Raw genomic sequence first — 24,505 nt, forward strand, 5'->3', positions numbered from 1 at the left:
GGTAATTTGGGGTGGACCGGTTCCGGGCCGGCCTTGTCCAGTTTAGCAAGCCTGGGGAAGCGAAACGCCGGGAACACCTCTTGGCGATGCCAACGCGCTGCCCGGAAGGATGGCTTTCAGATTTTGTCGAGTCGATTGACAGGCTGCGTTCAGCTTGGTTGGCTGTTGTCACAGTCCGCAATGGGGGACATGGCGGCTGGACGCACCAAATGCACTCGAAAGAGGTAACGCGCTGTGAATAAATCCCTGGCAAAATTCAGGACAATCGCTGTCTCCGGAGCCCTGGCTCTCGCCGTCGTCGCCGGCCCCGCTCCGCAGGCAAACGCCGTTGGCGAAGGCCCGAACTATGACGGCAACGGCCAGATCACTACCTCGAAGCTGGCCACGTATGACCAGATGGTTTCCTTCCTGAAGAACCAGGACGCCCGCCAGCCAGCGATGGAGCTGGAGGTCATCGGGCAGACCGTCAAAGGGCGTGACATCCACCTGGTCAAGTACATTTCGGACCCGGACAAGCCCACCATCCTCTACCTCACCCAGCAGCACGGCAACGAACAACTCACCACCGAGGGCGCCTTGGAATTCGTGAAGCACCTTGGGACGGGCAAATCGGCGGACATCCTGGACGGCGTCAATGTCCTGGTCGTTCCCATGCTGAACGCGGACGGTGCGATGGGCGACGTGAACTTCCCGCTCGAGGACTACGCTGCCAAGGGCGACCGCAACCTCACCCGCTACAACGCCGAGGGGGTGGACTTGAACCGCGACCACGTGGCCAAGATCCAGCCTGAGACCCAGGCGCTCCACAACAACGTGATGCGCAAGTACAACATCGACTACATGATCGACCTGCACCACCAGGGCACCCGCAGCGAGCGGGACGGCAAGCTGGTCTCCGGCTCCATCCTCTACCCGACCACCCCCAATGCCGATCCCGCCGTGGTCGAAAGGTCCAAGCAGCTCGGCGCGGTGGTGTTCAACAACGTTGACTCCACCGGCTGGGGCCACCTGGGCAAGTACCAGGGCGGCAGCGCCGAAACCATCAGCCGCAACGGCATCGCCGTCGAGTACGGGATCGCCACCCTGCTCTTCGAGATGCGCGGCATGTCCGACCACTACGTGGACGGCTACGCGCTGGGCCTGCGCAGCAACGGCTACCTGATCAAACAGACGGTCACCACCCTGACGTCCACGGCCGCCGCCATCGCCGACGGTTCAATCGCCGACGCCGACACCACCTTCTGGGACGGCCTCGCCGAGCAGACTTCCCGGCCGGGTGAGGAAGCCGACGACGAGTAAAGCCACAACTCACCGGCCGCTGCCCTCCTTTGCCTTGCGTGAAGGAGGGCAGCGACCAAACGGGAGTACAAACTGCGCCATCCGCTAAACTTGGGTGGTAAGAGCCCCGGGGCCATCGCGCCGCAGTCCCGTCCGCGGGACAGTGGAAGCCGGTCCACTCGGGGCATTCTCATGAACGGCGCTGCACCAGGACCGCCACGCTGTGGCCGGCTCCCCGGTAGAGCCCGAACGAATGGGGGAGGATCCCATGCCAGCAATTGTGATCGTAGGAGCCCAATGGGGCGACGAAGGTAAAGGCAAGGCCACCGACCTGCTGGGTGGCCGTGTGGATTACGTCGTCAAGCCGAACGGCGGCAACAACGCCGGGCACACCGTCGTCGTAGGCGGTGAAAAGTACGAACTCAAGCTGCTGCCGGCAGGCATCCTCAGCCCCAACGCCGTTCCCATCATTGGTAACGGCTGCGTGGTGAACCTCGAAGCACTGTTCCAGGAAATCGAGGGCCTGCAGGCCCGTGGCGCCGACACCTCCAAGCTCCGCGTCTCCGCCAACGCCCACCTCGTTGCCCCGTACCACCAGGTCCTGGACAAGGTAACCGAGCGCTTCCTGGGCAGCCGTGCCATCGGCACCACCGGTCGCGGCATTGGCCCCGCCTACATGGACAAGGTGGCCCGGCTGGGCATCCGCGTGCAGGACGTCTTCGACGAATCCATCCTCCGCCAGAAGGTGGAAGGCTCGCTGCGCCAGAAGAACGAACTCCTGGTCAAGGTCTACAACCGCCGCGGCGTTGTGGTGGACGAGATCGTGGAGTACTTCCTGTCCTTCGCCGAGCGACTCCGCCCGCTGGTCATCGACAGCACCCTGGTCCTCAACACTGCCCTGGACGAAGGCAAAGTGGTCCTGATGGAGGGCGGCCAGGCAACGTTCCTGGACGTTGACCACGGAACCTACCCGTTCGTCACGTCCTCCAACCCGACGGCCGGCGGCGCGTCGGTGGGCTCCGGCATCGGCCCTACCCGCATCTCGCGCTCCATCGGCATCATCAAGGCCTACACCACGCGTGTTGGAGCCGGCCCATTCCCCACGGAGCTCTTTGACGAAATGGGCGTATACCTGCAGAAAACCGGCGGCGAGTTCGGCGTCAACACCGGCCGCCCGCGCCGCTGTGGCTGGTACGACGCCGTCCTGGCCCGCCACGCCTCCCGCGTCAACGGCTTCACGGACTACTTCGTCACCAAGCTGGACGTCCTCACCGGCATCGAGCAGATCCCGGTCTGCGTTGCCTACGACGTGGACGGCGTGCGCCATGACGAGATGCCCATGACGCAGACCGAGTTCCACCACGCCAAGCCGATCTTCGAATACTTCGATGGCTGGACCGAAGACATCACCGGCGCCCGGACATTGGCGGACCTGCCGGAAAACGCCCGCAATTACGTCCTGGCCCTGGAGAAGCTCTCAGGCACCCGCTTCTCCGCCATCGGCGTGGGACCGGACCGGGACCAGACCATTGTGGTGAACGACCTCATCAACGACTGATCCTGGCATCTTCGCCAGTCCGGGGAATTTAGTGGCAGCCCAAGCAGCCCGAGAAATTTTCCCGGAGATTTGTCGAGTACGCGTAACCCTTCGGCCGTCCCTGGCGATTACCTGTATGTAGCGCCGGCCTGGAACTTGTCCCCCATCACGTTCCAGGCCGGCTCTTTAAGTCTCCGGCGGCAGGGGCAGCTGCCACTTACCGGAACCGGTGCCGCCGCGGCGGTCCCCGTGCATGCGGTTACTGAAGGGTAAAGTAAGCCGGGCAAAGGCATTCCACCCTGTGTGGAACGGCTTGAGTCCAGCGTTTCCCTCTATGACTGAAAGCTCTACGTCCGTGACTGATGCACTGACAGGCGGGCCTCTACGGGGCCAGTCCCGGCAGGCCGCTGTTTTCAGCGTCGTCTACCGGACCTACGCATCACAGGTTCTGGGCTATCTCACGGCCCGGGGAGTCGAAGATCCGGAGGCGGCAATGCAGGAGGTGTTTCTCTCCGTCCTGCCCCGCCTGGATTCGGTGCGGGGCGGTGACGCAGGGCTTCGCACCTTCATCTTTTCGGTGGCCCATGCCCGTATGGTGGATGACCATCGCCGGCAGACCCGCATTCCCGCGAAGCTGCCGTTCGACCCGGAGCTCGACCACCGGGAAGACGCGTCGGCCGAGGATCAAGCGCTGGAACGCATATCGCCACACGAGGTCCTCCGGCTGCTTCAAGGCCTTGCGGACGACCAGCGGGAGGTCTTGTCGCTGCGCCTCGTTGCCGGACTCACCGTGGAGCAGGCCGCAGACGCGATGGAGAAAAGTGCCGGCGCCGTCAAGCAGCTTCAGCGGCGGGCGCTCCTGAAGCTGCGGGAGCTTTCGGCTGTGAAGGAGTACCTCAAGCCATGACTTCCCATGCTTCCGGCCTGAGCGCCCTGGTGGACGACATGCTGCTCGACGGCGGGCACGCCGAGGATGCAGGGCTGCGCGCCGCCCTTATGACGCTGGGTTCGCTGGCGTCCCTTCCTGCCCCTGCGCCCTCCGGGGAACTTGCCAGGCTGATGGAGTCCGCGGCGGAGAAACCGGCAAGTGCTTCAGGGGCAGCGGCGAGCTGGCAGCATGGCCAGCCCGGCGAGGATCCAGATGGCGCTCCGGGTGATGAACTGGTGCGCCGCCGTCGTGGTCATATGCACCGGCCCACGGCGCTGGGGCTGGCACTGGTAGCGGGTATGGCGACGGGGATAGGTGGAGTTGCCGCGAGTTCCCCCGGTCCAGGACAAGCCGGCAGCCTGACAGTGCAGGAACTGCTGGAAGACTGGTCACCGTCCTGGAGTATTCCGGTGCAGGCCAGGGCACAGGACTTCTTCCGGCCGGATGCTCCAGGTTCAGAAGCTGTAGTGCCGCCCGTGCCGGCAGTTGATCCGGGAACAGTTGATACTGATCTTTTGGGCGCAGGTGCCGCGGGGCGCCCGCAGGAACAACGGCAGCCGCCAGCCGGGCCGGCCGCCGGGGCTTCGAACCCGCCTGGGCCGATGCCACAAGGCGCTACCGGCGTGTCTAACGGCCAGGGGCAAGCCGGTGCCCGGGGACCGAGCCAGGGGCGTGCCCCCGGGGAAGGCACCGTTGCACACACCGGTCCCACCGGACAGTCCCGCGGGGATGTTCCCGGCACCCGGGCAAGGGAAAAACCCGCTGAGGAGTACAGCCTTACGGAAGACCTGGTGAAGCCCCTGGCTGACGTTCTCCCGCCCGTGGCCGGAACTCCTGCGACCGCCGGCAAACCTCCGCCCCTGGATAGCTGGTTGCAGAAGTTCAACCGGTGATGCCGGCTGGCACCGTACTGCCGCCCCCGTCCCCTTGGCGCGGGTAGGCTAAGCGCATGGGGCACACTAATGATCCTGCTGTCATTGAACGACTCATGGGGATTAAAGGGCGGTGGGCAATCGTGGGCCTCACTACCAATGAGTGGCGTGCCGCCTATGACACCTCCCTTTTCATCCGTGACAGGCTGGGAATGGAAATTATCCCCGTCAACCTGCCCGGTGACTCCGTCCATGGCGCACCGGGGTACCGCACGCTCAGCGACATTCCGGCTGAAAAGCACCCCATCGACGTCGTGGATTGCTTTGTGAACTCCCAGAAAGTGGGGGCGGTGGTTGACGAGGCGATTGCGGTAGGAGCGAAGGCCGTGTGGCTTCAGCTTGGCGTTATCGACGAGGCCGCCGTTGCCCGCGCCAAGGCAGCGGGCCTGGACGTAGTGATGGACGTCTGCCCCGCGCAGCAGGCCTGGAAGTTCAACCTCTGACCTAAACCTCTGTCCCGATTAGGCGGCTGCAGGACTGTGGTCCTAGCGTTTCAACAGATGCGGGTAGTGCCGCTCGGTGACATCCGGGTGGGCGCGCATCCTGCCCTTCAACATGTTCATTCCAAAGGATGCCAGCAGGGGATTGGCGGGATCATCGGTGATGCCGCGTGCGGCGGCCTTCAGCTCAGGCGCCAGCGGAACGGGGTCGATGACGGCATCAAGCCGTGGCGACCAGAAGAACGGCACGGAGTAACGGTCCACGCCCGGCGGTGGTGCCTGGACCCGATGAATCGTCGCCGCAAGGTAACCCTCGGTAGCCACTTCCAGCATCTCGCCAAGGTTCACCACAAGGGCGCCCGGGATGGGTTCCACTGGCAGCCAACCTGTGGCGCCGGGCGGCTGTACTTCCAGTCCGCCCACATCATCCTGCAGCAGGAGGGTGACGAAGCCGTAATCAGCGTGCGAGCCCACTCCCTGGTCTCCGGCAGCCTCCACCACACCGCCAACATAGTGGACCAGCTTGCCCATCCAGGCGGGGGAATCGCGAAACGGCTCGTCAAAATAGTCTTCGGGCAGCTGAAGGGAGACAGCGATGGCCCGGAGGAGCTCCATGCCCACCGAGGACATCAGTTCCGCCCATTCCATCGCCGCAGGCTTGAGCTCAGGAAAGGATTCGCCTGGCCACAGATTCGGGCCCTGAAGCAGCCAATATGGCTGGTCCGCCGGATACCCGGTGATCGGGTCGCGTTCAGGGGAGTAGTCGATCTGCTCGCGGGCGTCTGCCCTTCCCTGGGTCACCTCCGTGCCCATGCGGGTGTACCCCCGGAAGTGGGGTGACTTCCGGTTGTCCAGCTTCAGCCGTTCCTCCAGGGGCAGGTCGAAGAACCGCCTGATGACATCCAGGAGGTGCTCGGCCTGGCCGGGCGCTGCCCCGTATCCGGTGATCTGGAAGAAACCGACGTTATGGGTCGCGTGCCGCAGCTGCTCGATAAATTCCGGACTGAAAGACCCGTAAGGCTGACGTGCGGTGCTCAAGTCCAGAACAGGAATGCTGCCCTGATCGTCTGACATCCTCGCAGACTAGCACCGCTACCCCACGCTTTATAGGCTGGCTTCATGGATCCCGACGCGCTAAGGAAAATCTGCCTGTCGTTCCCCGGCGCCTACGAGGATTACCCCTTCGGGCCGGAGACCGCAGTGTTCAAGGTCCGGGCCTACACCGCAGGCGGCACCGTGCGCGAGGGGAAGCTTTTCGCCTTGTCATCCATGGATCTCCGGGACTTCTACGTGAACCTCAAATGCGAGCCGTCACTGGCTGTGCAGCTGCGTGCGGCGCACTCGGAGATAACGGGTGCCTGGCACATGAACAAGATCCACTGGAACGGCGTGCGCCTGGACGGGTCACTGCCGGATGACATGGTCCGCGACATGGTGGAGGACTCCTACGACCTGGTGGTGGCAGGCCTTAGCCGGAAGCAGCAGGAACAACTGGGGTGGGCCCGCCTGTCACGTTCCGAGGGGGAAAACCGTTGACCGGGAAGCCGCTGGCAAAGGGAATGCTGAACTACCCGGGGGTGGGGAGCACCGAGCGGGCCACTGCTCCAGCAGGGTACACGCGTGTCCTGGAAGTGGCCTTCCTGGGCAGCGGGTTGGATGTTTACCGGCGCGTCGCTCATGGCATCCTGGGTTGGGAGCTGCAGAGGCGGGCCGGACTGCGTGTCAGGGCCGATTCTCCCGCCGTCGTGCCGGGAGCCCGGGTGGTAAGCGGGTTCGGTGCCGGGCCTTTCCGTCTTAACGCACCCTGCGAGGTGGTCTGGGTCCGGAAGCCGTCCCCGCAGGGCATGCCGCAATCGGCCGGTTTCGGGTACGGGACGCTGCCTGGGCATCCGGCCCGCGGCGAGGAGTCGTTCGAAGTGGAAATCAACGCGTCAGGTGAGGTGTTCCTCCGGATCCGGGCCTTCAGCAAGCCCGCCAACTGGTTCTACGCAGCGGGCGGACTGGTGACCCGGACGGCCCAGCGCTACGTGACTTCCCGGTACATTGAAGGGGCACGAACACTCGCCGCGGAAGGAACGCCCCGGTGATCTTCATCGCCGCCAAGTTCAAGGTGGAATCCGGCGGCCCGGCGCGGACGGGAGGGCCCACCAACTGATGTGGATTGGCTGGATTGAGTTCGACATCCTCCTGGGCGACGTCCACAGCTTGAAGGGGAAGCGGTCCGTCGTAAGGCCCCTGCTTGCCGAAATCAGGCGCCGCTTCGACGTCTCCGTAGCCGAGGTGGGGAACCACGACCAGTACCGGCGATCCAAGGTGGGCGTTGGCCTGGTGGCGGCGGACCGGCAGCACCTCGTGGAGGTGCTTGACGCCGTCGACCGCTTCGTGGCCGGACGCCCGGAGATCGAACTGCTCAGTGCCCGCCAGCGGGAGATCCACAGCGAGGACTGACCGCGGTTACCAGGCCGCGTTCCAGGTGATCTCGGCCAGCTTCGCCTGGCCGTGGAGGCTTGGGTGGAAGTAGTCAAGGGTACTCACCTCCGCAGGGCTGGGCACATGGCTGAAAACGGCCCCGCCGTCTGTCCGGCAGCTCGGGTATTGAGCGCAGGCTTCTGCCAATACGGAGTTCAAATCCAGTTGGCGCTGGAGAACCTGCTGGCGCATCTCTTCCGTAGCGGAAACGCTAAGCATCGACTGGCAGATCCGGCCGGCGGACCAGGCCGACTGCGCGGTCGGGTCGGTATGCAGGACACTCCACAACTGGTAAATGCTCGGAATGCTGCTGACAACCACCCTTGGGCGCGGCGACATCTGATCCAGGATCTTCAACGCCTCCGTCACATACGAACGGAAGTCGTCCACGCGGGTCATGGTTTGCACGGAGGGCGTGCAAAGATCATTGGCACCCGCCAGCACGGTGACATATTCCGCCCGGCGTTCCGCGGCTTGGGTAGCCTGGCGGGGCAGATCGCTGGCCTTCGCTCCGCTGACGGAGTAGTTGAAGTTGTTTCCCCTGATGGTGGGGTCCAGGCGGAGCAGTCGTTCGTAGTGGCTGGTCACGCCGTCGCCCGGCCCGCCACCGGTGGTCCAGGATTGTTCCGGGTGGTTGCCCGGGCCGCAGCAGGCGTTGTTGGCCTGCGTGATGGAGTCGCCCAGGGCAGCCATGCTGCGGGGGTGGGCTGCCTGCGGGGCTGGCGGCGGAGTTGGTGTTGCCGCAAGCAGGATAAGGACCGGCAACAGCAGCACGGCCAGGAATTTCGCCAGCTTGCCCATAGGACGATTAAAGCCGAACCGCGGCGGTTCCGGACGTTCGCACCCTTGGCCAGGGGCGATTGTCCGGATCCGCCGCGGGATCCGGCAAGTGGCGCTCAGCCGAAGTACTTCGGCAGCGTCCCCTCGTGCGCTTCACGGAGGGCGTCGAGGGACAGGCTGTCCACGCCGTTGATCTCCAGGGTGCCGCTCGCTGCATCCACCACGCCGATGCGGGTGTGGGCGAAGCCGCGGGCAGTGCACATGTCGGTGAAGCGGACTTCCTCCGAACGCGGAACGCCCACGACTGCGCGGCCTTGGGACTCGGAGAAGAGCGCCGTGAACAGATCCACGCCGTCCCGGTCCATGACGTCCTGCAGCGCAATCCTGGCGCCCACGCCGTAGCGCAGCGAAGATTCCACCAGGGCAGCGGCAAGGCCGCCTTCGGACAGGTCGTGGGCGGAGTCGATCATGCCATCACGCGAGGCGTTGATCAGGATCTCGCCCAAAGCACGTTCGGCGTCGAGGTCCACCTTCGGCGGCTGGCCGCCCAGGTGGCCGCGCAGGTTCGCCCATTCGGAACCGTCCAGCTCGGCAGCGGTGGTGCCCAGCAGGTAGATGGCCTGGCCGTCCTCGCGCCAGCCCGACGGCGTGCGGCGGGCGACGTCGTCGAGCTTGCCCAGGACTGCCACCACGGGGGAGGGGTGGATGGGCGTGGTGCCCGTCTGGTTGTACAGCGAGACGTTGCCGCCGGTGACCGGGATGCCCAGCACCATGCAGGCGTCGGACAGGCCGCGGATGGCCTCGGCCAGCTGCCACATGACGTCCGGGTCCTCGGGCGAACCGAAGTTGAGGCAGTCGCTGACGGCCATCGGAACCGCGCCGGAGGTGGCGACGTTGCGGTAGGCCTCGGCCAGCGCCAGCTGGGCGCCGTGGTACGGGTCCAGGTAGGTGTAGCGGCCGTTGGCGTCGGTGGCCAGGGCAACGCCCAGGCCGGTTTCCTCGTCCACGCGCACCACACCGGCGTCGTCCGGGAACGCCATGGCGGTGTTGCCGCCCACGTACCGGTCGTACTGGTCGGTGATCCAGGATTTGGAGCACATGTTCGGCGATGCCACGAGCTCGGTTACAGCCGCGGCCAGCTCGGCGGGAGCGGCGGGCCGGCCGGCGTCCTGAACGGAACCGGTGAAGGTGTCGGCCTGCACGCCGTCCTGCCACTGGGGGCGGGCGTACGGACGGTCGTAGACCGGTCCGTCGTGCGCCACCGTGCGGGGATCGACGTCGACAATCACCTCGCCTTCCCAGGTGATGATGAGGCGGCCGGTGTCCGTCACCTCACCCAGCCAGGAGTACTCCACGGCCCACTTGTCCATCACACCCTCGAACGCTTCCACGTTCTCCGGCGTCACGACGGCCATCATGCGTTCCTGTGACTCTGACATCAGGATCTCGCCCGGGGTCAGGGTGGGGTCGCGCAGCAGGACGGAGGTCAGCTCAACCTGCATGCCGCCGTCGCCGTTGGAGGCAAGCTCCGAGGTGGCGCAGGAGATACCCGCAGCCCCGAGGTCCTGGATGCCCTCCACGAGGGAGCCCTTGAACAGTTCAAGGCAGCACTCGATCAGGACCTTCTCGGCGAAGGGGTCGCCCACCTGGACGGCGGGACGCTTGGACGGCTTGGTGTCGTCGAACGATTCGGAGGCCAGCACGGAGGCGCCGCCGATGCCGTCGCCGCCGGTGCGTGCACCGAACAGGACCACCTTGTTGCCCTTGCCCGAGGCGTTGGCCAGGCGGATGTCCTCGTGGCGCATGACGCCGACGGCGAGGGCGTTGACCAGCGGGTTGCCTTGGTAGACGGAGTCGAACACCATTTCGCCGCCGATGTTCGGCAGGCCCAGTGAGTTGCCGTAGCCGCCAATACCGGCAACGGCACCATGCATGACGCGGGCCGTGTCCGGGTGGTCGATGGCGCCGAAACGCAGCGGGTCCATCACTGCCACCGGGCGCGCGCCCATGGAGATGATGTCGCGGACAATGCCGCCGATGCCGGTCGCGGCGCCCTGGTAGGGCTCGACGAACGACGGCGAGTTGTGCGATTCGATCTTGAAGGTTACGGCCCAGCCGTCCCCAAGATTGGTGACGCCGGCGTTCTCGCCGATACCCACCAGCATGTCCTTCTTCATTTCCTCCGTGACCTTCTGGCCGAACTGGCGCAGGTGGTTCTTGGAGGACTTGTAGGAGCAGTGCTCGCTCCACATGACCGAGTACATGGCCAGCTCGGCGCCGGTGGGGCGGCGGCCCAGGACCTTGACGATCTCGTCGAACTCGTTTTGCTTCAGGCCCAGCTCAGCCCAGGGCAGGTCGGTATCCGGGGTCTTGGCGGCGTTCTCGACGGTGTCGATGTTGAACTTCTTGGTGGTGTCGATGCTCACTTGTCGCCTCCCACAATCTTGGTCAATACGGAGGTGAAGAAACCGAGGCCGTCGGTGTCGGAACCACCGATGCCGTCCAGCGATTCAGGGCCGAAGCCCTGTTCGGTGGCGTGCTCGGGGTGCGGCATGAGGCCCACCACGTTGCCGGCGGCGTTGGAGATGCCGGCGATGTCGCGGCGGGACCCGTTCGGGTTGAAGCCCACGTAGCGGAACACTACGCGGCCCTCAGCCTCCAGCGCGTCGAGGGTTTTTTCGTCCGCGATGTACTGGCCGTCCTGGTTCTTCAGCGGGATGGTGATCTCCTGCCCGGCCTGGTAATCCACCGTCCAGGCAGTGGCGTTGTTTTCCACGCGCAGCACCTGGTCCCGGCACAGGAATTTCAGGTGGTCGTTCTTGATCATCGAGCCCGGCAGCAGGTGCGATTCGGTGAGGATCTGGAAGCCGTTGCAGATTCCGAGGACGGGAAGCTTGGCGTCGCTGGTGGCGGCATCGATGATCCTGGACATCAGCGGGGCGAAGCGGGCGATGGCGCCGGCGCGCAGGTAGTCGCCGTAGGAGAAGCCGCCGGGAATAACGACGGCGTCCACGTCACCAAGTTCGGTGTCGCCGTGCCACAGTTCGACGGCGGTGCCGCCGGCGAGGCGGACGGCGCGGGCTGCGTCCCGGTCATCGAGCGTCCCGGGGAAAGTGACGACGCCGATGCGGGCACCAGCGAGCCCGCGGGCACCGGAAGCGTCGGGCGCGACCGCAACGGCTTCGCCGATCAGGGGAAGTTCAGTCATGTCAGGCCTCGACGACCTCGACGTTGACGACGTCCTCGATCACGGGGTTGGAGAGGAGGGTGGCTGCGGCATCGCGGGCCTGGGCCAGGATGTCCTCGGTCACCTCGCCGTCAACTGTCAGTTCAAAACGCTTGCCCTGGCGGACAGAGCTGAAGCTGGTGAAGCCCAGCCGGGGGAGAGCGCCAACGATCGCCTTCCCCTGGGGGTCCAGAATCTCGGGCTTGGGCATGACGTCAACAACGATCCGGGGCATCCGGTAACTCCTGTGCGTGAGCTTGGGTAATGGCGCAGCGGAGTGGTGCCGTCTCACGCCGTACCGGGGTGTTGAGGGGCGTGGTGGTCAACTGCCTTGAACAACTGCCTTGAACAACGGTGAGGACGGGCGCTCCGCGAGCTTGCCTTATCATTCTACCGGCCGGAACCGGCCTGCCTGTATTCCGCGGATTCGGGGCCCCGTCCCCTGCAGTTGCCGGGTTTTGCGGAGTTCTCTTCCAGCGGTTCTGGAGTTGCAGAAGCGGCTTCACTAGGATTGCTGGATGGCTGAGAAATCGAAGTCCGTCCTTTTACCGGTAGTCGCCGCGGCCGTGTTCGCCGGATTGGGCAGGATGGTCCTGCAGAAGCTGAAAGCGGACCGCCTTGCGCGGGAAAACCGCGTGGCCGGGCCCGTTGACGAGAAGACCCGTCAGTGGATCAGCGACGTGGTCCGGACGCCGCGGCAGTAGCTGGCCCGGCTCCCACCGCAGTTTGCCAGGGCGTCCTTCGGGATGCTCTTTTTTGTGCCCGTTTTCGCCAGCCAGCACCTCCCTGTGGCAACTTCCTGTTACAAGCAATAATTTCCCTTTGCACCCTATGTCATATTTGACTACCACTCTGTACTGTTTGAACCGCCTGGTCTCATCTATTTACAAGATCTGTAAATAGATGTGCCAAGCCAGTCGTTTCTGGCCCGCCCAATGGCTGGGTCGGGTACATCGTGGAAGGGTTGCACGTGAGATCAACTGGAAGAAGCCCCTTTCGGGGCCGGGGGTTCCGGAAGGCGGCGGCCGTTGCTGCCGGGCTGCCGCTTCTCCTGACGTCACTGGCCATGGCCCCCGCTACCGCGGCGCCGGACAGCCAGGACGCGGCGACGTCCGCCATCAGCCCGGAGGCTGGACAGTTCAAAGACGGCCGTTACATCGTGGTGCTCACAGGTGCCGCAGCAGCTGCCTATGAAGGGGAAACCGCCGGCTTTGGGGCAACGAAGCCCCAGGAGGGCAGGAAGCTCGACGCCTCCAGCCCCAACTACAAGGCCTACGATGCGCACCTGCGCAAGCAGCAGCGCGATGTGGCTGCGAGCCAGGGGGTCACTCCAGCCAAGCAATACACGGCAGCCCTCAACGGGTTCAGCGCACAGCTCACCGCGGCGCAGGCCACTGCACTCGCAAAGGACAGCCGCGTCCTGGCGGTGGCACCGGACGTGGAAAACGCCCCGGATTACACCACCACCGATTTCCTCAAGCTCACCGGTCCGGACGGCACCTGGGCGAAGCAGTTCGGCGGTGAAGCCAATGCCGGCAAAGGCGTGGTAGTGGGAGTCATCGACTCCGGTTACGCACCGGACAACCCCTTCCTGCAGGGGGAGCCGGTGCAGCCGCTGCAGGGTGCCGCGCAGGTGGGGGTTCCCTACCGTACCGCCGGGGGCAATATCGCCATGCTGAAAGCCGACGGCACCACGTTCGAAGGCGAGTGCCAAAAGGGCGAGGGGACGGGCGCAGCCTTCGATGGGTCGTTGTGCAACTCGAAGGTCATCGGAGCGCGCTACTTTGCGGACTCCTTCCTGGAGTACGTCGCCCCCGAGAACAGGGCACCCGAAGAACTGATCTCACCGGTGGATGTAGGCAGCCATGGCACCCACACTGCCACCACCGCGGCCGGGATCGCCAACGTGGAACAAATCATCGACGGCGCCGGCTTCGGCAAGAGCTCAGGCGTGGCACCGGCCGCCAAGGTCGCCGTCTACAAAGTCTGCTGGGAGGACACCAATCCCGACACCGGCGGCTGCTACTCGTCCGCTTCCGTCGAAGCGGTGGAAGCGGCGGTCAAGGATGGCGTGGACGTCCTGAACTACTCCATCTCCGGCAACAACAACAGCACCACCGATCCTGTGGCGCTGGCCTTCCTGAATGCTGCAGCCGCGGGCGTCTTCGTGTCCGCCTCCGCTGGCAACTCCGGCCCCACTGTCTCCACGGTCAACCATGCTTCACCGTGGCTGACGACAGTGGCAGCATCCACCTTCCCCAGCGACCTGCTGGGAACGGTGAAGGTATCGGAGGGGTCGCTGTATCGCGGTGCGTCAATCATGAAGGCGGAGGTGGCTGATAAGCCGGCGGTACTCGCCGCAGCTGCAGCAGCAGCGGGAGCAACCAACGCCAACCTCTGCGCTCCGGGCTCCCTTGACGCGGCGAAAGTCGCAGGCAAGGTAGTGGTATGCGACCGGGGCGTCGTGGACCGGACAGCCAAGAGCCAGGAAGTCCAGGACAAGGGTGGCGTGGGCATGATCCTGGTAAACCTCACGGGCAGCTCGGAGGATGCGGACAACCATGTGCTCCCCACCGTCCACGTCAATGCCCCCAGGAGCCTGGAATTGAAGTCACAGCTCGAGGCGAACCCTTCGCTGTCGGTCAGCCTGGTGAAAGGGGACCTGACAGGCGAACCGCCGGTCCCGGCGCCGCAGATTGCCGGGTTTTCATCCCGCGGCCCAACCCTTGCGTCGAGCGGTGACCTGCTGAAGCCGGACATCACAGCCCCTGGCGTCAACGTACTGGCCGGCGTCTCAACCATAGGCAACGACGGTGACCAGTTTGGCTTCATGTCCGGCACGTCCATGGCGGCTCCCCACATCGCAGGTTTCGGTGCCCTGGTGCTCAGCAAGCAGCCCGCCTGGAGTCCTGCGGCGGTGAAGTCCGCGATGATGACGACGGCCTACCCGCTGGTCAACCCGGACGGCTCGGCAAACACCGATCCGTTCCACGGCGGCTCGGGCCACGTCGACTCCACCCGCGTGCTCGATCCGGGGCTTGTGTACAACTCGGGTATCAAGGACTGGCTGGGCTTCCTCAACGGACAGGGTGTGGACACCGGCGCGCCGCAGGCCGGGACCATAGCTGCCCGCGACCTCAACCTGCCGTCCGTTGCGCTGGGCAGCCTGGTGGGCGAGGTCCAGGTCAAGCGCCAGCTGACCGCCCTGGTGCCGGGCATGTACCGCCCGGAAGTCACCATGCCGGGATTCAGTGTCCAGGTGGAACCTAATGTGCTGAACTTCGCCAAGGCAGGGCAAGCGCGGGAAGTAACCCTGACCATCCGGAACGTCAGTGCACCTGTCGGCAAATTCAGCACCGGAACGTTGACCTGGAAGGGCCCGCGCACCGTGAGCTCGCCAATCGCCATCCGCCCGGTTGATGCGCACATTGTACCGTCGTTCTCCTTTGGCTCAGCCGCCGGCAACGGCAGCGGCACCATGGAACTGGTCTCCGGCTCGGACAAGCCCATCGCTGTGGGCGTGGAGGGCCTGGCACCCCTGAGCAAGACGGCCATCACCAAGACGCCCGGTGAATATGCACCTGTCAATGACGCACACAATGCCCTCCTGCAAGTGACGGTTCCCGGGGGTGCCTCGTTTGCCCGCCTGGGCATCCAGGCCGCGTCCGACAACGTCGACTGGGACATGGTGGTGTACGCACCGAACGGTTCCGGCGGGTTGACGGCCACCCAGGTGGCCACGGCTTCCGCCAGCGAGTTCCTGGACCTTGAGTCTCCCCGCGCCGGGACGTACTACGTTGTGGCCAACCTGTACTCCGCCCCAAACAACGGGGCGGCCACCGCATCAGTCGAGGCGGTCACTTTCAGCGGTGACGCTGGCAACCTCACGGTTGACCCAAATCCCGTCGTGGCCCCGAACGGCACTGCCACTTCGGCCACGGTGTCCTGGACAGTATTCGTGGAGGGATCGTACGCCGCGCGCCTGAGCCTGGGGGAGAACGGCATCCGGACCTGGGTTAATGTCCAGGTGGGCGCGCCCTCCCCCACGGCGCCCTCTGCCACCGGGCCGGTCGGCGCCGCCCCCATAGCCCTTGCCCAGGCTCTGCCGGCGGGCTGACCAGTTCAGCTTCGAAGGGCAGGATGACCCCGGCGGTACCAGCCGCCGGGGTCTTTTGCTGCAGCGAACTCAGGTGGAGCGGCCCCCGCCCAGCAGGGATGCCATGGTGTTCCACCGGGAGATCTCACAACCGTCCGTGCGGGTGAACACCGATTCCACGTGGCGGCCATGGAAGGTTCCGGTCACTACGGCAACCTGCGGCCCGCCGTACTGCTGGGTGCAGACTTTTGGAGGTCCCGCCGGAGGAAAGAAAACCTGCTCACCGAACTGCTGCACTGCCGCGAGGGCTGCTTGCGGATCGGGCAGTGTGGTGTCACTGGACAGGGCCCCGTCCTCGGCTTTCAACCGGAATATGTACTCGACGGCGGCAGGGTCTTCCTTGAGCCTGATGGTCAGGTCGATCATTCCGGCCCCGCCGACGACACCGCGGCAAGTTCCAGCGCCAGCCTCTCCCGCAGCACCGCCGCTTCGGCGGCGAAGGAACGCTGGTGCTCCACGTAGGTGGCCTTGCCCTGCGGCGTTTCGATGGGGATTGCAGGGTAGCCCCACTCGGCAAGGTCGTAAGGGGAGGCCTGCATGTCCATTGCCCGGATGCGCCAGGACAGTTCAAAGCAATCCATCACCAGTTCGCTTGGAAGCAGCGGGAGCAGCTTGTAGGCCCACTTGTACAGGTCCATGTTGGCGTGCAGGCAGCCCGGCTGTTCCATGTGCCGCTGGCTCTCTCGGCTGGGTGCAAACTCGTTGAGAGGCGTGGCGTCCGGGGTGTAGAAGCGGAATGCGTCAAAGTGCGTGCACCGGATCCGGTTCTCCTCCACCACCTTGTCCGTGCCGGCAGGCCCAAGGCGCAATCGGAGGTACTCGTGGCGCAGGTCGAACCTGTCCTGGTGGTAGACCATTGCCCATTCGTGCAGGCCGAAGCAGCCGAACTGTGCCGGGCGCGCCGCAGTGCCCCTCAGGATGATTCCAGCGAACACCACCGCGTCTTTGCGGTCAGCGAGGAAGGCAGCCCGGTCAACGGTGACTGCCGTACTGCCTGCAGGCAACCCCAGGGAGGCGAGTTCGCCGTCGTCGAGCGTCCGGTAGTGTTTCCACGCGCTGCGGGCTGCCGCTGGGCCATCCAGCAGGACGGCTCCGGCGCCTGGATGCCAGCGCCGCAACTGCCCGGGTTTCTGCGTGTAGTAAGTGAAGAGGAAGTCCTCAACAGGGTGCTTCTGCCCGGCGGAACGCCGGGCCACGTAGGGATCCGCGTAGCGGCTGACGCGCTGCTGGTGGGCCTCCTCCAGCGCCCGCCATTCGTCCGCCGCCAGCAGCCTAAGCTGCTCCACCGGCGGCACCCAGTACATCCTTCGCGGCATCCCAGGCGCTGATTTCGCAGCCGTTGGTGCGTGCGAATTCCGCTTCCACGGGGACGCCGTCCACCACGCCGGTCACAGTGGCCGTTTGCGGTCCGCCGTACTGCTCCGTGCATGCCTGCGCCGTCCCGCGGCCTGACGGGCTCAACAGCGCTGCGTTCTCTTTCAGCGCGGCACAGGCGGCCTCGGCGGCGGGGTGGCTGCTTTCGGCGGCCGGAATGCCCGCTTCGCAAACCAGGGTGTGGTTTACCGCGGGCTCGCCTTCAGCGGGTAAGACAGTGATGGCCAGTTCGGCGTCGCCCCGGCCGGGCCCCGCCGATGGCGCGGAAGTTTCAGGGGCCGGTGCCGGAACGGAGGTCTCCGTGTCGGGTGACGGTTCGGGCGTCCCTGTCGGCGTCGCGGACTGCGAGGCGGGCTGCGCCGGCGACGTGGCTGGTCCGCCGCCGTCCGGTGTGGGGGAGCACGACGACATCAGGACCGTAGCACTTGCCAGCACTGCCAGCTGCAGCCGCAGTTTACGCATGACCGCCCTCTTTCACCCTTCGATTCTAGCTGCAACACGGCGTCCTTCCGCTGGGCCCCGCTTCTCCCCGCAGGAGGCTGTGGCGGGAGCGCCGCCGCTAGGAACTGCTTCCCGAGGTGGCCGCAATGAGCGCCATCATGGATGCATGCAGATCACTGACCTGGCTTCGGGTCAGCCCGAGCCGTTCCATCATGGTTCCGGGAACCTGCAATGCCTGCTGCCTCAACGCCGCGCCTTTCGGCGTAAGTTCGACGGCAAGGGCCCGTTCGTTGCCGTCCGCCCGCCGTCGGGTGATGTAACCGGCGGTTTCGAGCCGCCGGAGCAGCGGCGAAATGGTGGCAGGTTCCTGGGCCAGGGCTTCGCTGATGTTGCGGACCGTCCTGGGGCTGGTTTCCCACAGGCTCAGCATCACCAGGTACTGCGGATGGGTCAGGTTCAGCTTCTCCAGGACGGGCTTGTACGCCCCCACCACACTGCGCGCCGCGACCGTGAGCGCGAAGCATAGCTGGTGTTCCAGGAGCAGGTCGTCATCCTGGCGCGAGTCCAGGCTGGGTGCGGTTTCCATTAGTCTCCAATTATTAGTGCACTAACCATTAGCGTACACTTGATTGGAGGAATCAGTGGCAGTGGAAGGAGCCTGGCATGGCCAAGGGGAAACGGGAAGACAAGGGCAACGCTTCGCAGCGGTTCATGAGGGCCACCGGCAAGCTGAGGGCCATCTTCGGTCCGGCCAACCGCTCCTCCCTCGTCCACGACATGACGGAGGAGAACCGCAGGCTGCTGGTCCAGCGCCAGGCCGAGAGCCAGCAGTGGGAAACCCTTACGCGGCCGGACGGCAGCACGTACGTGGTTCCCAGGAACCGGGATGACAAATCCCTCCGCTGAGCTTCCAGGCCTGACTCACCAGCCCGTGCTTCAGGCCCCTTTCCCGGCGCTGTCCGGCCCTCAGCCGGCTCCATTTTCGGGCCCCGGGCGTAAAATGGGGGCACTGGCTCCCGCAGGAGGCAGCAGCTCTTTGCCCTGAAAATCGGGAAGGGGGTGGAAAACAGTGGCTCGTGTAGTCAGCGGGTTCGTCAACGCGACAGACAGGCTCCGTTTCATCTTTGGACCTGCCAGCCGGCTGGACGCCGATTCGCCGGTGGTGCACAAACACGATGCGTTTGAGCAGGCCTCCGAGGAGGAACTCTCGCACTTCGTGGTCGAAACCGATTCATCCGGCCATCACTACGCTGTCCGCCGCGAGGACCTTGAGCGGGAAACCTGACCCTGCCCGCAACCAACTTCCTTTGGCCAACCAGAAAGCCGGGCTGCCCTCCGTACGAACGGAAGGCAGCCCGGCTTTTTGTGGCAGCGGACGGTCCGGGCTTAGCGGCCGGTTCCGCCGTACACGGTGGCTTCGTTGTCTGCATCGAGGTCGAAAGCCTTGTGGATCACGCGCACCGCTTCGTCCAGCAGGTCCGCGTGGGTGACCACCGAGATACGGATTTCCGACGTGGAGATCATGTTGATGTTGATGCCGGCGTCGGACAGCGCCTTGAAGAACGTGGCGGAAACACCGGGGTGTGACCGCATGCCCGCGCCGATGAGCGAAAGCTTGCCGATCTGCTCGTTGTATTCGATGCTTTCAAAGCCAATCTGGTCCTGCGCTGCGTGCAAGGCGGCCAAGGCATCGGCACCTTCGACGATGGGCAGCGTGAACGAAATGTCGGTGCGGCCCGTGCCGTGCGTGGACACGTTCTGCACGATCATGTCGATGTTCGAGTGGGCGTCGGCGATGACCTGGAAGATTGCCGCGGCCTTGCCGGGGATGTCCGGTACGCCTACAACGGTGACCTTGGCTTCGGAACGGTCGTGTGCAACGCCGGAGATGATTGGCTGCTCCAAGGCAACTCCCTCTTGAGTGGTGATCTTGTCTTCGGCGCTGGGGATGACCCAGGTGCCTTCATGCTGGCTGAATGAGGAACGGACGTGCAGCGGGACACCGAACCTGCGGGCGTATTCCACGCAGCGGAGGTGCAGGATTTTAGCCCCGGACGCTGCAAGTTCGAGCATTTCCTCGCTGGAGATGGTGTCGATCTTCTGTGCTGAGGGGACAACCCGGGGGTCGGCCGTGTAAACGCCGTCCACGTCCGTGTAGATTTCGCAGACATCGGCCTCGAGTGCTGCTGCCAGTGCCACGGCTGTGGTGTCGGAACCGCCGCGGCCCAGTGTGGTGATCTCGTTGGTGGCGCGGCTCATGCCCTGGAAGCCCGCCACGATGGCGATGTTTCCCTTGTCGAGGGCCGTGCGGATGCGGTGCGGATCGACGTCGATGATCCGGGCCTTGCCGTGGATGCCGTCGGTGATCATGCCGGCCTGGGAACCCGTGAAGGACTGGGCCGAGGCGCCGAGCTTGTCGATGGCCATGGCCAGCAGCGCCATGGAAATGCGCTCACCGGCGGACAGCAGCATGTCCATCTCGCGGGCAGGAGCGGAATCGGTCACCTGCGCTGCGAGGTCCAGGAGCTCATCGGTGGTGTCACCCATGGCGGACACCACCACCACCACTTCGTTGCCGGCTTCCTGCGCGTCAACCACGCGCTTGGCCACGCGCTTGATGCCGTCGGCGTCCGCCACGGAGGAGCCGCCGAACTTTTGCACGATGAGCTGTTTGGTCACCGCACTGCCGGTGGGCAGCCCTTGCTGCTGCGTTGCGTTGTGCACTTCGGTAGTGGGCGAACTCATGCGCGTACCTTCATCGGGTTGTGGAGATCTAGAGGCCAGGCAGCCTGACGCCTGACGGCGCGACTTTCCCTGGACAGTTTATCGCCGCCCGCAGCGCGGCGTTGAATTGTGACCGAATCTCAGCCCGCAGGAGGAGCATTGGGAACGGGCGGCGGGCGTACGCTCAAGGGGTCGGAATGCTCAAAAACTGTGGGGGACAGGGGCGCAAAAAATGGCGATAGTGCCGGAAACATCGAAAGAACCGGACGGGCGGGACTCCGACGCCGGGATAACGGCCCGGGCGGTCAGCCGCAGCTTCGGCCCGGTGCGCGCCGTCGAGGATATGGACTTCCACGCCCCGGCCGGCAAGGTTACGGCGCTCATTGGCCCGAACGGAGCGGGCAAGACCACCCTCCTGCTGATGCTTGCCTCACTGCTTGCCCCGGACGCGGGCACCATCAGCGTGGGCGGGCTCGATCCGGCCCGGCACCGGGCAGAAGTCCGGAGCCGGCTCGGCTGGATGCCGGACACCCTTGGCGTCTGGGAATCGCTGACCGCGCGCGAAATCCTGACCCAAATGGCCCGCTTCTACCGGCTCCCGGCATCCGGGGTCGGGCAGCGGGTGGCAGGCATGCTTGAACGGGTCCGGCTGTCCGAGCTTGCCGACCAGCCTGCCCGGGTGTTGTCACGGGGCCAGCAGCAGAGGCTCAGCCTGGCACGGGCACTGATCCACGATCCCTCCGTCCTGCTCCTGGATGAGCCGGCCTCGGGGCTGGATCCGGGTTCCCGTGTCGAGCTGCGGACCATGCTCCGGCAGTTGGCGGCGGAGGGCAAGGCAGTGGTGGTTTCCTCCCACGTCCTCAGTGAACTTGACGAGATCGCGGACGGTGCTGTCTTCGTGAACAAGGGGAGGACAGTCCGGCAGCAGACCACCGAGGAGGCCGCGGCGGCCGGCCGGCGGTACGCCATCTCGGCCTCGGACATGACGTCGCTCGCGGCCAGACTCACCGAGCTGGGGCTGGTGTTCCGGCAGGAGGACGGGCGCCGGCCTGGGGTAAGCCTCCTGCTTCTCAACGACGGCGATGCGGAGCGGCTCCTGCGCGACCTGGTGCTTGCCGGCGTCGGAATCACTTCGTTTGCCCCGGCGTCGGGAGCACTGGAAGAGACATACATGAACCTCGAGGGGGAGCGGCAATGAGCACGCTGGCCGGGCACCGGCAGGAATCGTCCCTATCCGGCCACGCCGGAGCCTACCTGGCAGGCATTGGCCATGTGGTGGCCCTCGAACTGAAACAGCGGCTGCGCTCACGCGGCTGGTACATCATGCTTGCCATCTGGTTCGTGCTGACAGCGCTTGTGACATGGCTGACGTGGGCCAGCTGGAATGCCTCCCAGGCAGCCCAACGGGCCTACGGCGGCTACATCCCGCCGGAATCCGCCGGCCCGGGCTCGATGATCTTCGAAGTGGTGCTGGCGTTCGTCCTCCTGTTCGCCTTGCTGGTGGCGCCGGCCTTGTCGGCCAACGCAGTGAACGGCGACCGTGCCGGCGGAACGCTTGCCATCCTCCAGGTGACGCTGCTGGAACCCGGGCAGATCCTGTGGGGGAAGTTCTTTGCAGCCTGGCTGGCAGCCCTGGCGTTTCTCGTGGCCAGCATCCCGTTCCTGGTGATCGGGGTGGCGCTCGGCGGCTTGACGCCGGGTCACGTCCTGGTGTCGCTGCTGATGCTTGCCGTGGAGGTGGGGGTGGTGTGCGCCCTGGGTGTTGGCATTTCGGCCCTGGCCAACCGGCCGCTGTTTTCCATCGTAGTGACCTACCTTGCGGTGGCCGGATTGGCGGTGGGAACGCTGATCGCTTTCGGGCTGGGCAGCGGGCTCTCGCAGGGAACCGTCATGGCGAACAATGCCCAGTACCGGGCATACGAGCCGCTTGCCAACGGACCGGTGCAGCCGGAATACACCTGCGTCGGCCCGCTGCGGGAGCAACCTGCGACACGCACTGAGCGTGTGGCCTGGCTGCTCGCGATGAACCCCTACGTGGTGGTGGCAGACGCCATCCCCTACCCGGACCGCACCCTGCAGCATGGCTTCCCCACCTCGGGTGCCATCGAAGGCATCAGCCAGGGTGCCCGCTATGCGCTGGCCGGCCCCGAGGGTACCTATCCGTGCGCCAACGGCACCGTCCAGCCCACCTATCTCGGGCAAAAGACACCGCTGTGGCCACTGGGGCTGGGCCTTCAGCTGATGCTCTCAGGGCTGCTGATGTGGCTTGGCTGGCGTGCGCTCCGGACCCCGGCCCACCGGCTGGCCAGGGGTACGCGCATCGCCTAGCGGCGTAGCCGATGGGGCCACCGCGCAGGCGGGTGCTGGACAGGGCCACCCGGCTGGACCACGATTGAGGCAGTTGAAACTTCGGTGGCCGGTACCTCCCGGCCACAACCGGGGCTGGGGCTGTCCTTGGAAAGGCGGGGCTCCCATGACCGATGACCAGCACGTCTCTGCGGATTCCCACTACGAGCCCTACTTCGAGCCGATAGGGCCACGGCCAGGTGAGTGGCTGCCGCCTGAAGATGACGACGACGACGGCGGCCGCCGCCACGGACCCGGCTTCCGGGCGGAGCTGCTAGCGGCGGCAGCAGACTGGAGTGCAGGCGTGAGGACCTTGCGGTTCTGGGCCGTCGCCATGGGGGCTTTGTGTGCCACCTGGAGTGTAGTTGCGGGCCTGGTGCTCCTGCCCGGAACCGGCGGGGATTCAGCTGACTGGCTGCCCGTCCCCGTGCTCACGTACATGCTGGCGTCGTTGCTGCTCCCGGCCACCGCCGCTTTCACCTCGGTTCACTGGGGGATGGCTGCTTCCGGAAAGGCGGGTGCGGGCACGGACGCGGGGCGCGGCCTCCTCACGCCAGTGCTCGCCAGTGGCTTGCGGAGCCTGGTATTCGCGCTGCTCATCCTGCTGACGCTGCTGCTGCAGGCGGCGGCAGCCGGACAACCCGGAACCGTGGCTGCCATATCGGCTGGGGTGGCCGCCGTGGAGAGCGTCCTTTTTGGCGGCATGGGGGTGGCGGTGGCAGCACTGGGACGCCACGCTGTCCGGATGCGCCTGGCCGGGTGGGCGCTGGCCTTGGTCCTGGTTGCGGGCACCATTGCCGCCGGGTCCCTCCTGGTCCCCGCGGTGCGCAGCGAGGAACCGGTGACAGTGGCCATGAATGTGCAACGGGCGCCGGACGGAACTCCCATCGCCTATGAGTGCACGAGCATTACGGCAGGGATGACCGAGGTGTACAGGACGGAACGGATCACCTGGCTGGCCACGACAAGCCCGAGCGTGGTGTTTGTGATGCTGGCCGGGCAGCCAGGCGCCGGCGCTGAACTCCTGGGGTGGCTTTCCGCGGCACTGCAGGAAGCGGCGGATGGGACCCGGGTGGCATGCGTCAACGGTGAACCGCGAAGCCCCGATACCCCACGCATGCCCTTGGCCGCGGTGGGCCTCCTTCTGCAGGCAGCCGTGGCGGGCGCGCTGCTGGCGGCCGCGCAGGTGGCTGCGGTCCGTCGCCGGAATCTACCCTAAGGGCCGCACAGCGCCGGCATCCGCGGGATCAGGTCAGGGCGTTGCGGCGGCCTTCGAACGCACGTCCCAGCGTGACCTCATCGGCGTACTCAAGGTCGCCGCCCACGGGAAGACCGGAGGCAAGCCTGGTCACGCTGATGCCGATGGTTTTGAGCATGCGGGCCAGGTACGTGGCCGTCGCTTCACCTTCGAGGTTTGGATCGGTGGCGATGATCACTTCCTGGATGGCACCATCGTTGAGCCGGGTCAGCAGTTCCCGGATCCGGAGTTGCTCCGGCCCGATGCCGGCGATCGGATTGATGGCCCCGCCCAGCACGTGGTAACGGCCCCTGAACGAGCGCGTCCGCTCCACGGCCAGGACGTCCTTGGACTCCTCCACCACGCAAATGACGGCGGGGTCGCGGCGGGGGTCGCGGCAGATATTGCAGAGCTCCTGTTCGGTGACGTTGCCACACACCGTGCAGAACTTGACCCGGTCCTTGACAGTGGTGATCGCGTCCACCAGCCGTTTCATGTCCTGTGGATCCGCTTCAAGGATGTGGAACGCCAGCCGCTGTGCGGACTTGGGTCCCACGCCTGGAAGGCGTCCAAGCTCATCTATCAGCTCCTGGACAGCACCTTCGTACACAGTTTCCTCTTTAGCTTGGAGTGGACA

The 24,505-nt window shown here is 65.5% G+C and carries 26 protein-coding genes; 15 read left to right on the forward strand and 11 right to left on the reverse strand.

The window, feature by feature from the left end; all coding sequences use genetic code 11:
* The first annotated feature begins 234 nt into the window (after positions 1-234).
* The 5 genes from AC5RUU_RS06630 (at position 235) to AC5RUU_RS06650 (ending at position 5,118) form a co-directional block, all read left to right on the forward strand.
* Entirely contained in the window at positions 235-1,299 is a 1,065-nt protein-coding gene (locus AC5RUU_RS06630; protein WP_493974420.1) for a M14 family zinc carboxypeptidase, read from the forward strand.
* A 247-nt stretch (positions 1,300-1,546) separates the two neighbouring features.
* Positions 1,547-2,836, forward strand: a complete 1,290-nt coding sequence (locus tag AC5RUU_RS06635) for an adenylosuccinate synthase (protein ID WP_493974421.1) — start codon at positions 1,547-1,549, stop codon at positions 2,834-2,836.
* A 334-nt stretch (positions 2,837-3,170) separates the two neighbouring features.
* Positions 3,171-3,722: an RNA polymerase sigma factor gene (locus tag AC5RUU_RS06640; protein ID WP_493974618.1), complete on the forward strand. Its 552-nt coding sequence runs from the start codon at positions 3,171-3,173 to the stop codon at positions 3,720-3,722.
* Complete coding sequence (locus AC5RUU_RS06645) at positions 3,719-4,636, forward strand: hypothetical protein (RefSeq protein ID WP_493974422.1); 918 nt, start codon at positions 3,719-3,721, stop codon at positions 4,634-4,636. Before AC5RUU_RS06640 ends, AC5RUU_RS06645 begins: the two co-directional genes overlap by 4 nt.
* Positions 4,637-4,692: 56 nt before the next feature.
* Positions 4,693-5,118 (forward strand): CoA-binding protein, encoded by a 426-nt coding sequence (locus AC5RUU_RS06650; protein WP_493974423.1) that lies wholly within the window; start codon positions 4,693-4,695, stop codon positions 5,116-5,118.
* A 42-nt stretch (positions 5,119-5,160) separates the two neighbouring features.
* Here the strand turns inward: AC5RUU_RS06650 and AC5RUU_RS06655 are convergent, their stop codons facing one another.
* A complete protein-coding gene (locus AC5RUU_RS06655; RefSeq protein WP_493974424.1) occupies positions 5,161-6,189 on the reverse strand; it encodes an isopenicillin N synthase family dioxygenase in 1,029 nt (342 codons plus the stop codon).
* 45 nt (positions 6,190-6,234) lie between these two features.
* On the opposite strand from AC5RUU_RS06655, the gene AC5RUU_RS06660 reads away from it, so the two are divergent.
* The 3 genes from AC5RUU_RS06660 (at position 6,235) to AC5RUU_RS06670 (ending at position 7,563) form a co-directional block, all read left to right on the forward strand.
* Positions 6,235-6,651 carry an MmcQ/YjbR family DNA-binding protein gene (locus AC5RUU_RS06660; RefSeq protein WP_493974425.1) on the forward strand — a complete coding sequence of 139 codons (417 nt, stop codon included), beginning with the start codon at positions 6,235-6,237 and terminating at the stop codon, positions 6,649-6,651.
* 23 nt (positions 6,652-6,674) lie between these two features.
* On the forward strand, positions 6,675-7,202 hold the full coding sequence (locus AC5RUU_RS06665) for a DUF1990 domain-containing protein (protein ID WP_493974619.1): 528 nt from the start codon (positions 6,675-6,677) through the stop codon (positions 7,200-7,202).
* Between the two features lie 67 nt (positions 7,203-7,269).
* Positions 7,270-7,563 (forward strand): DUF503 domain-containing protein, encoded by a 294-nt coding sequence (locus AC5RUU_RS06670; protein WP_493974426.1) that lies wholly within the window; start codon positions 7,270-7,272, stop codon positions 7,561-7,563.
* A gap of 6 nt (positions 7,564-7,569) precedes the next feature.
* Here the strand turns inward: AC5RUU_RS06670 and AC5RUU_RS06675 are convergent, their stop codons facing one another.
* From AC5RUU_RS06675 to purS, 4 genes are all read right to left on the reverse strand, one after another.
* Entirely contained in the window at positions 7,570-8,385 is an 816-nt protein-coding gene (locus tag AC5RUU_RS06675; protein ID WP_493974427.1) for an SGNH/GDSL hydrolase family protein, read from the reverse strand.
* A gap of 95 nt (positions 8,386-8,480) precedes the next feature.
* Positions 8,481-10,790 carry a phosphoribosylformylglycinamidine synthase subunit PurL gene (gene purL / locus AC5RUU_RS06680; RefSeq protein WP_493974428.1) on the reverse strand — a complete coding sequence of 770 codons (2,310 nt, stop codon included), beginning with the start codon at positions 10,788-10,790 and terminating at the stop codon, positions 8,481-8,483.
* Entirely contained in the window at positions 10,787-11,572 is a 786-nt protein-coding gene (gene purQ, locus AC5RUU_RS06685) for a phosphoribosylformylglycinamidine synthase subunit PurQ (RefSeq protein ID WP_493974429.1), read from the reverse strand. Before purQ ends, purL begins: the two co-directional genes overlap by 4 nt.
* A 1-nt stretch (position 11,573) precedes the next feature.
* Positions 11,574-11,825 carry a phosphoribosylformylglycinamidine synthase subunit PurS gene (gene purS, locus AC5RUU_RS06690; protein WP_050056479.1) on the reverse strand — a complete coding sequence of 84 codons (252 nt, stop codon included), beginning with the start codon at positions 11,823-11,825 and terminating at the stop codon, positions 11,574-11,576.
* A 283-nt stretch (positions 11,826-12,108) separates the two neighbouring features.
* Here purS and AC5RUU_RS06695 point away from each other — a divergent pair, with 283 nt between their 5' ends.
* A complete protein-coding gene (locus tag AC5RUU_RS06695) occupies positions 12,109-12,294 on the forward strand; it encodes a hypothetical protein (protein WP_493974430.1) in 186 nt (61 codons plus the stop codon).
* Between the two features lie 266 nt (positions 12,295-12,560).
* Positions 12,561-15,707 (forward strand): S8 family serine peptidase, encoded by a 3,147-nt coding sequence (locus AC5RUU_RS06700; RefSeq protein ID WP_493974431.1) that lies wholly within the window; start codon positions 12,561-12,563, stop codon positions 15,705-15,707.
* A 69-nt stretch (positions 15,708-15,776) separates the two neighbouring features.
* Here the strand turns inward: AC5RUU_RS06700 and AC5RUU_RS06705 are convergent, their stop codons facing one another.
* From AC5RUU_RS06705 to AC5RUU_RS06720, 4 genes are all read right to left on the reverse strand, one after another.
* Positions 15,777-16,112, reverse strand: a complete 336-nt coding sequence (locus AC5RUU_RS06705; RefSeq protein ID WP_493974432.1) for a serine protease inhibitor — start codon at positions 16,110-16,112, stop codon at positions 15,777-15,779.
* The gene (locus AC5RUU_RS06710; protein WP_493974433.1) at positions 16,109-17,050 is read right to left on the reverse strand and encodes a 3-methyladenine DNA glycosylase; all 942 of its coding nucleotides are present in this window, start codon (positions 17,048-17,050) and stop codon (positions 16,109-16,111) included. The genes AC5RUU_RS06705 and AC5RUU_RS06710 overlap by 4 nt, the downstream gene beginning before the upstream one ends.
* On the reverse strand, positions 17,019-17,582 hold the full coding sequence (locus AC5RUU_RS06715; RefSeq protein WP_493974434.1) for an SSI family serine proteinase inhibitor: 564 nt from the start codon (positions 17,580-17,582) through the stop codon (positions 17,019-17,021). The genes AC5RUU_RS06710 and AC5RUU_RS06715 overlap by 32 nt, the downstream gene beginning before the upstream one ends.
* Before the next feature lie 97 nt (positions 17,583-17,679).
* The gene (locus tag AC5RUU_RS06720) at positions 17,680-18,147 is read right to left on the reverse strand and encodes a MarR family winged helix-turn-helix transcriptional regulator (RefSeq protein WP_493974435.1); all 468 of its coding nucleotides are present in this window, start codon (positions 18,145-18,147) and stop codon (positions 17,680-17,682) included.
* Positions 18,148-18,224: 77 nt separating this feature from the next.
* On the opposite strand from AC5RUU_RS06720, the gene AC5RUU_RS06725 reads away from it, so the two are divergent.
* Both AC5RUU_RS06725 and AC5RUU_RS06730 read left to right on the forward strand, forming a co-directional pair.
* Positions 18,225-18,467 (forward strand): hypothetical protein, encoded by a 243-nt coding sequence (locus tag AC5RUU_RS06725; protein WP_493974436.1) that lies wholly within the window; start codon positions 18,225-18,227, stop codon positions 18,465-18,467.
* A 163-nt stretch (positions 18,468-18,630) separates the two neighbouring features.
* Positions 18,631-18,846, forward strand: coding sequence for a hypothetical protein (locus AC5RUU_RS06730; RefSeq protein ID WP_493974437.1), 216 nt, complete (start codon positions 18,631-18,633; stop codon positions 18,844-18,846).
* A 101-nt stretch (positions 18,847-18,947) separates the two neighbouring features.
* On the opposite strand, the gene AC5RUU_RS06735 is transcribed toward AC5RUU_RS06730, so the two are convergent.
* Positions 18,948-20,306, reverse strand: coding sequence for an aspartate kinase (locus tag AC5RUU_RS06735; RefSeq protein WP_493974438.1), 1,359 nt, complete (start codon positions 20,304-20,306; stop codon positions 18,948-18,950).
* 211 nt (positions 20,307-20,517) lie between these two features.
* On the opposite strand from AC5RUU_RS06735, the gene AC5RUU_RS06740 reads away from it, so the two are divergent.
* From AC5RUU_RS06740 to AC5RUU_RS06750, 3 genes are all read left to right on the forward strand, one after another.
* Complete coding sequence (locus AC5RUU_RS06740) at positions 20,518-21,483, forward strand: ABC transporter ATP-binding protein (RefSeq protein WP_493974439.1); 966 nt, start codon at positions 20,518-20,520, stop codon at positions 21,481-21,483.
* Entirely contained in the window at positions 21,480-22,613 is a 1,134-nt protein-coding gene (locus tag AC5RUU_RS06745) for an ABC transporter permease (protein WP_493974440.1), read from the forward strand. Before AC5RUU_RS06740 ends, AC5RUU_RS06745 begins: the two co-directional genes overlap by 4 nt.
* A gap of 145 nt (positions 22,614-22,758) precedes the next feature.
* Entirely contained in the window at positions 22,759-23,850 is a 1,092-nt protein-coding gene (locus tag AC5RUU_RS06750) for a hypothetical protein (protein WP_493974441.1), read from the forward strand.
* Positions 23,851-23,878: 28 nt separating this feature from the next.
* Here the strand turns inward: AC5RUU_RS06750 and recR are convergent, their stop codons facing one another.
* Positions 23,879-24,478, reverse strand: coding sequence for a recombination mediator RecR (gene recR / locus AC5RUU_RS06755; RefSeq protein ID WP_493974442.1), 600 nt, complete (start codon positions 24,476-24,478; stop codon positions 23,879-23,881).
* Positions 24,479-24,505: the final 27 nt, after the last annotated feature.

The organism is Arthrobacter sp. K4-10C, from assembly GCF_059090085.1.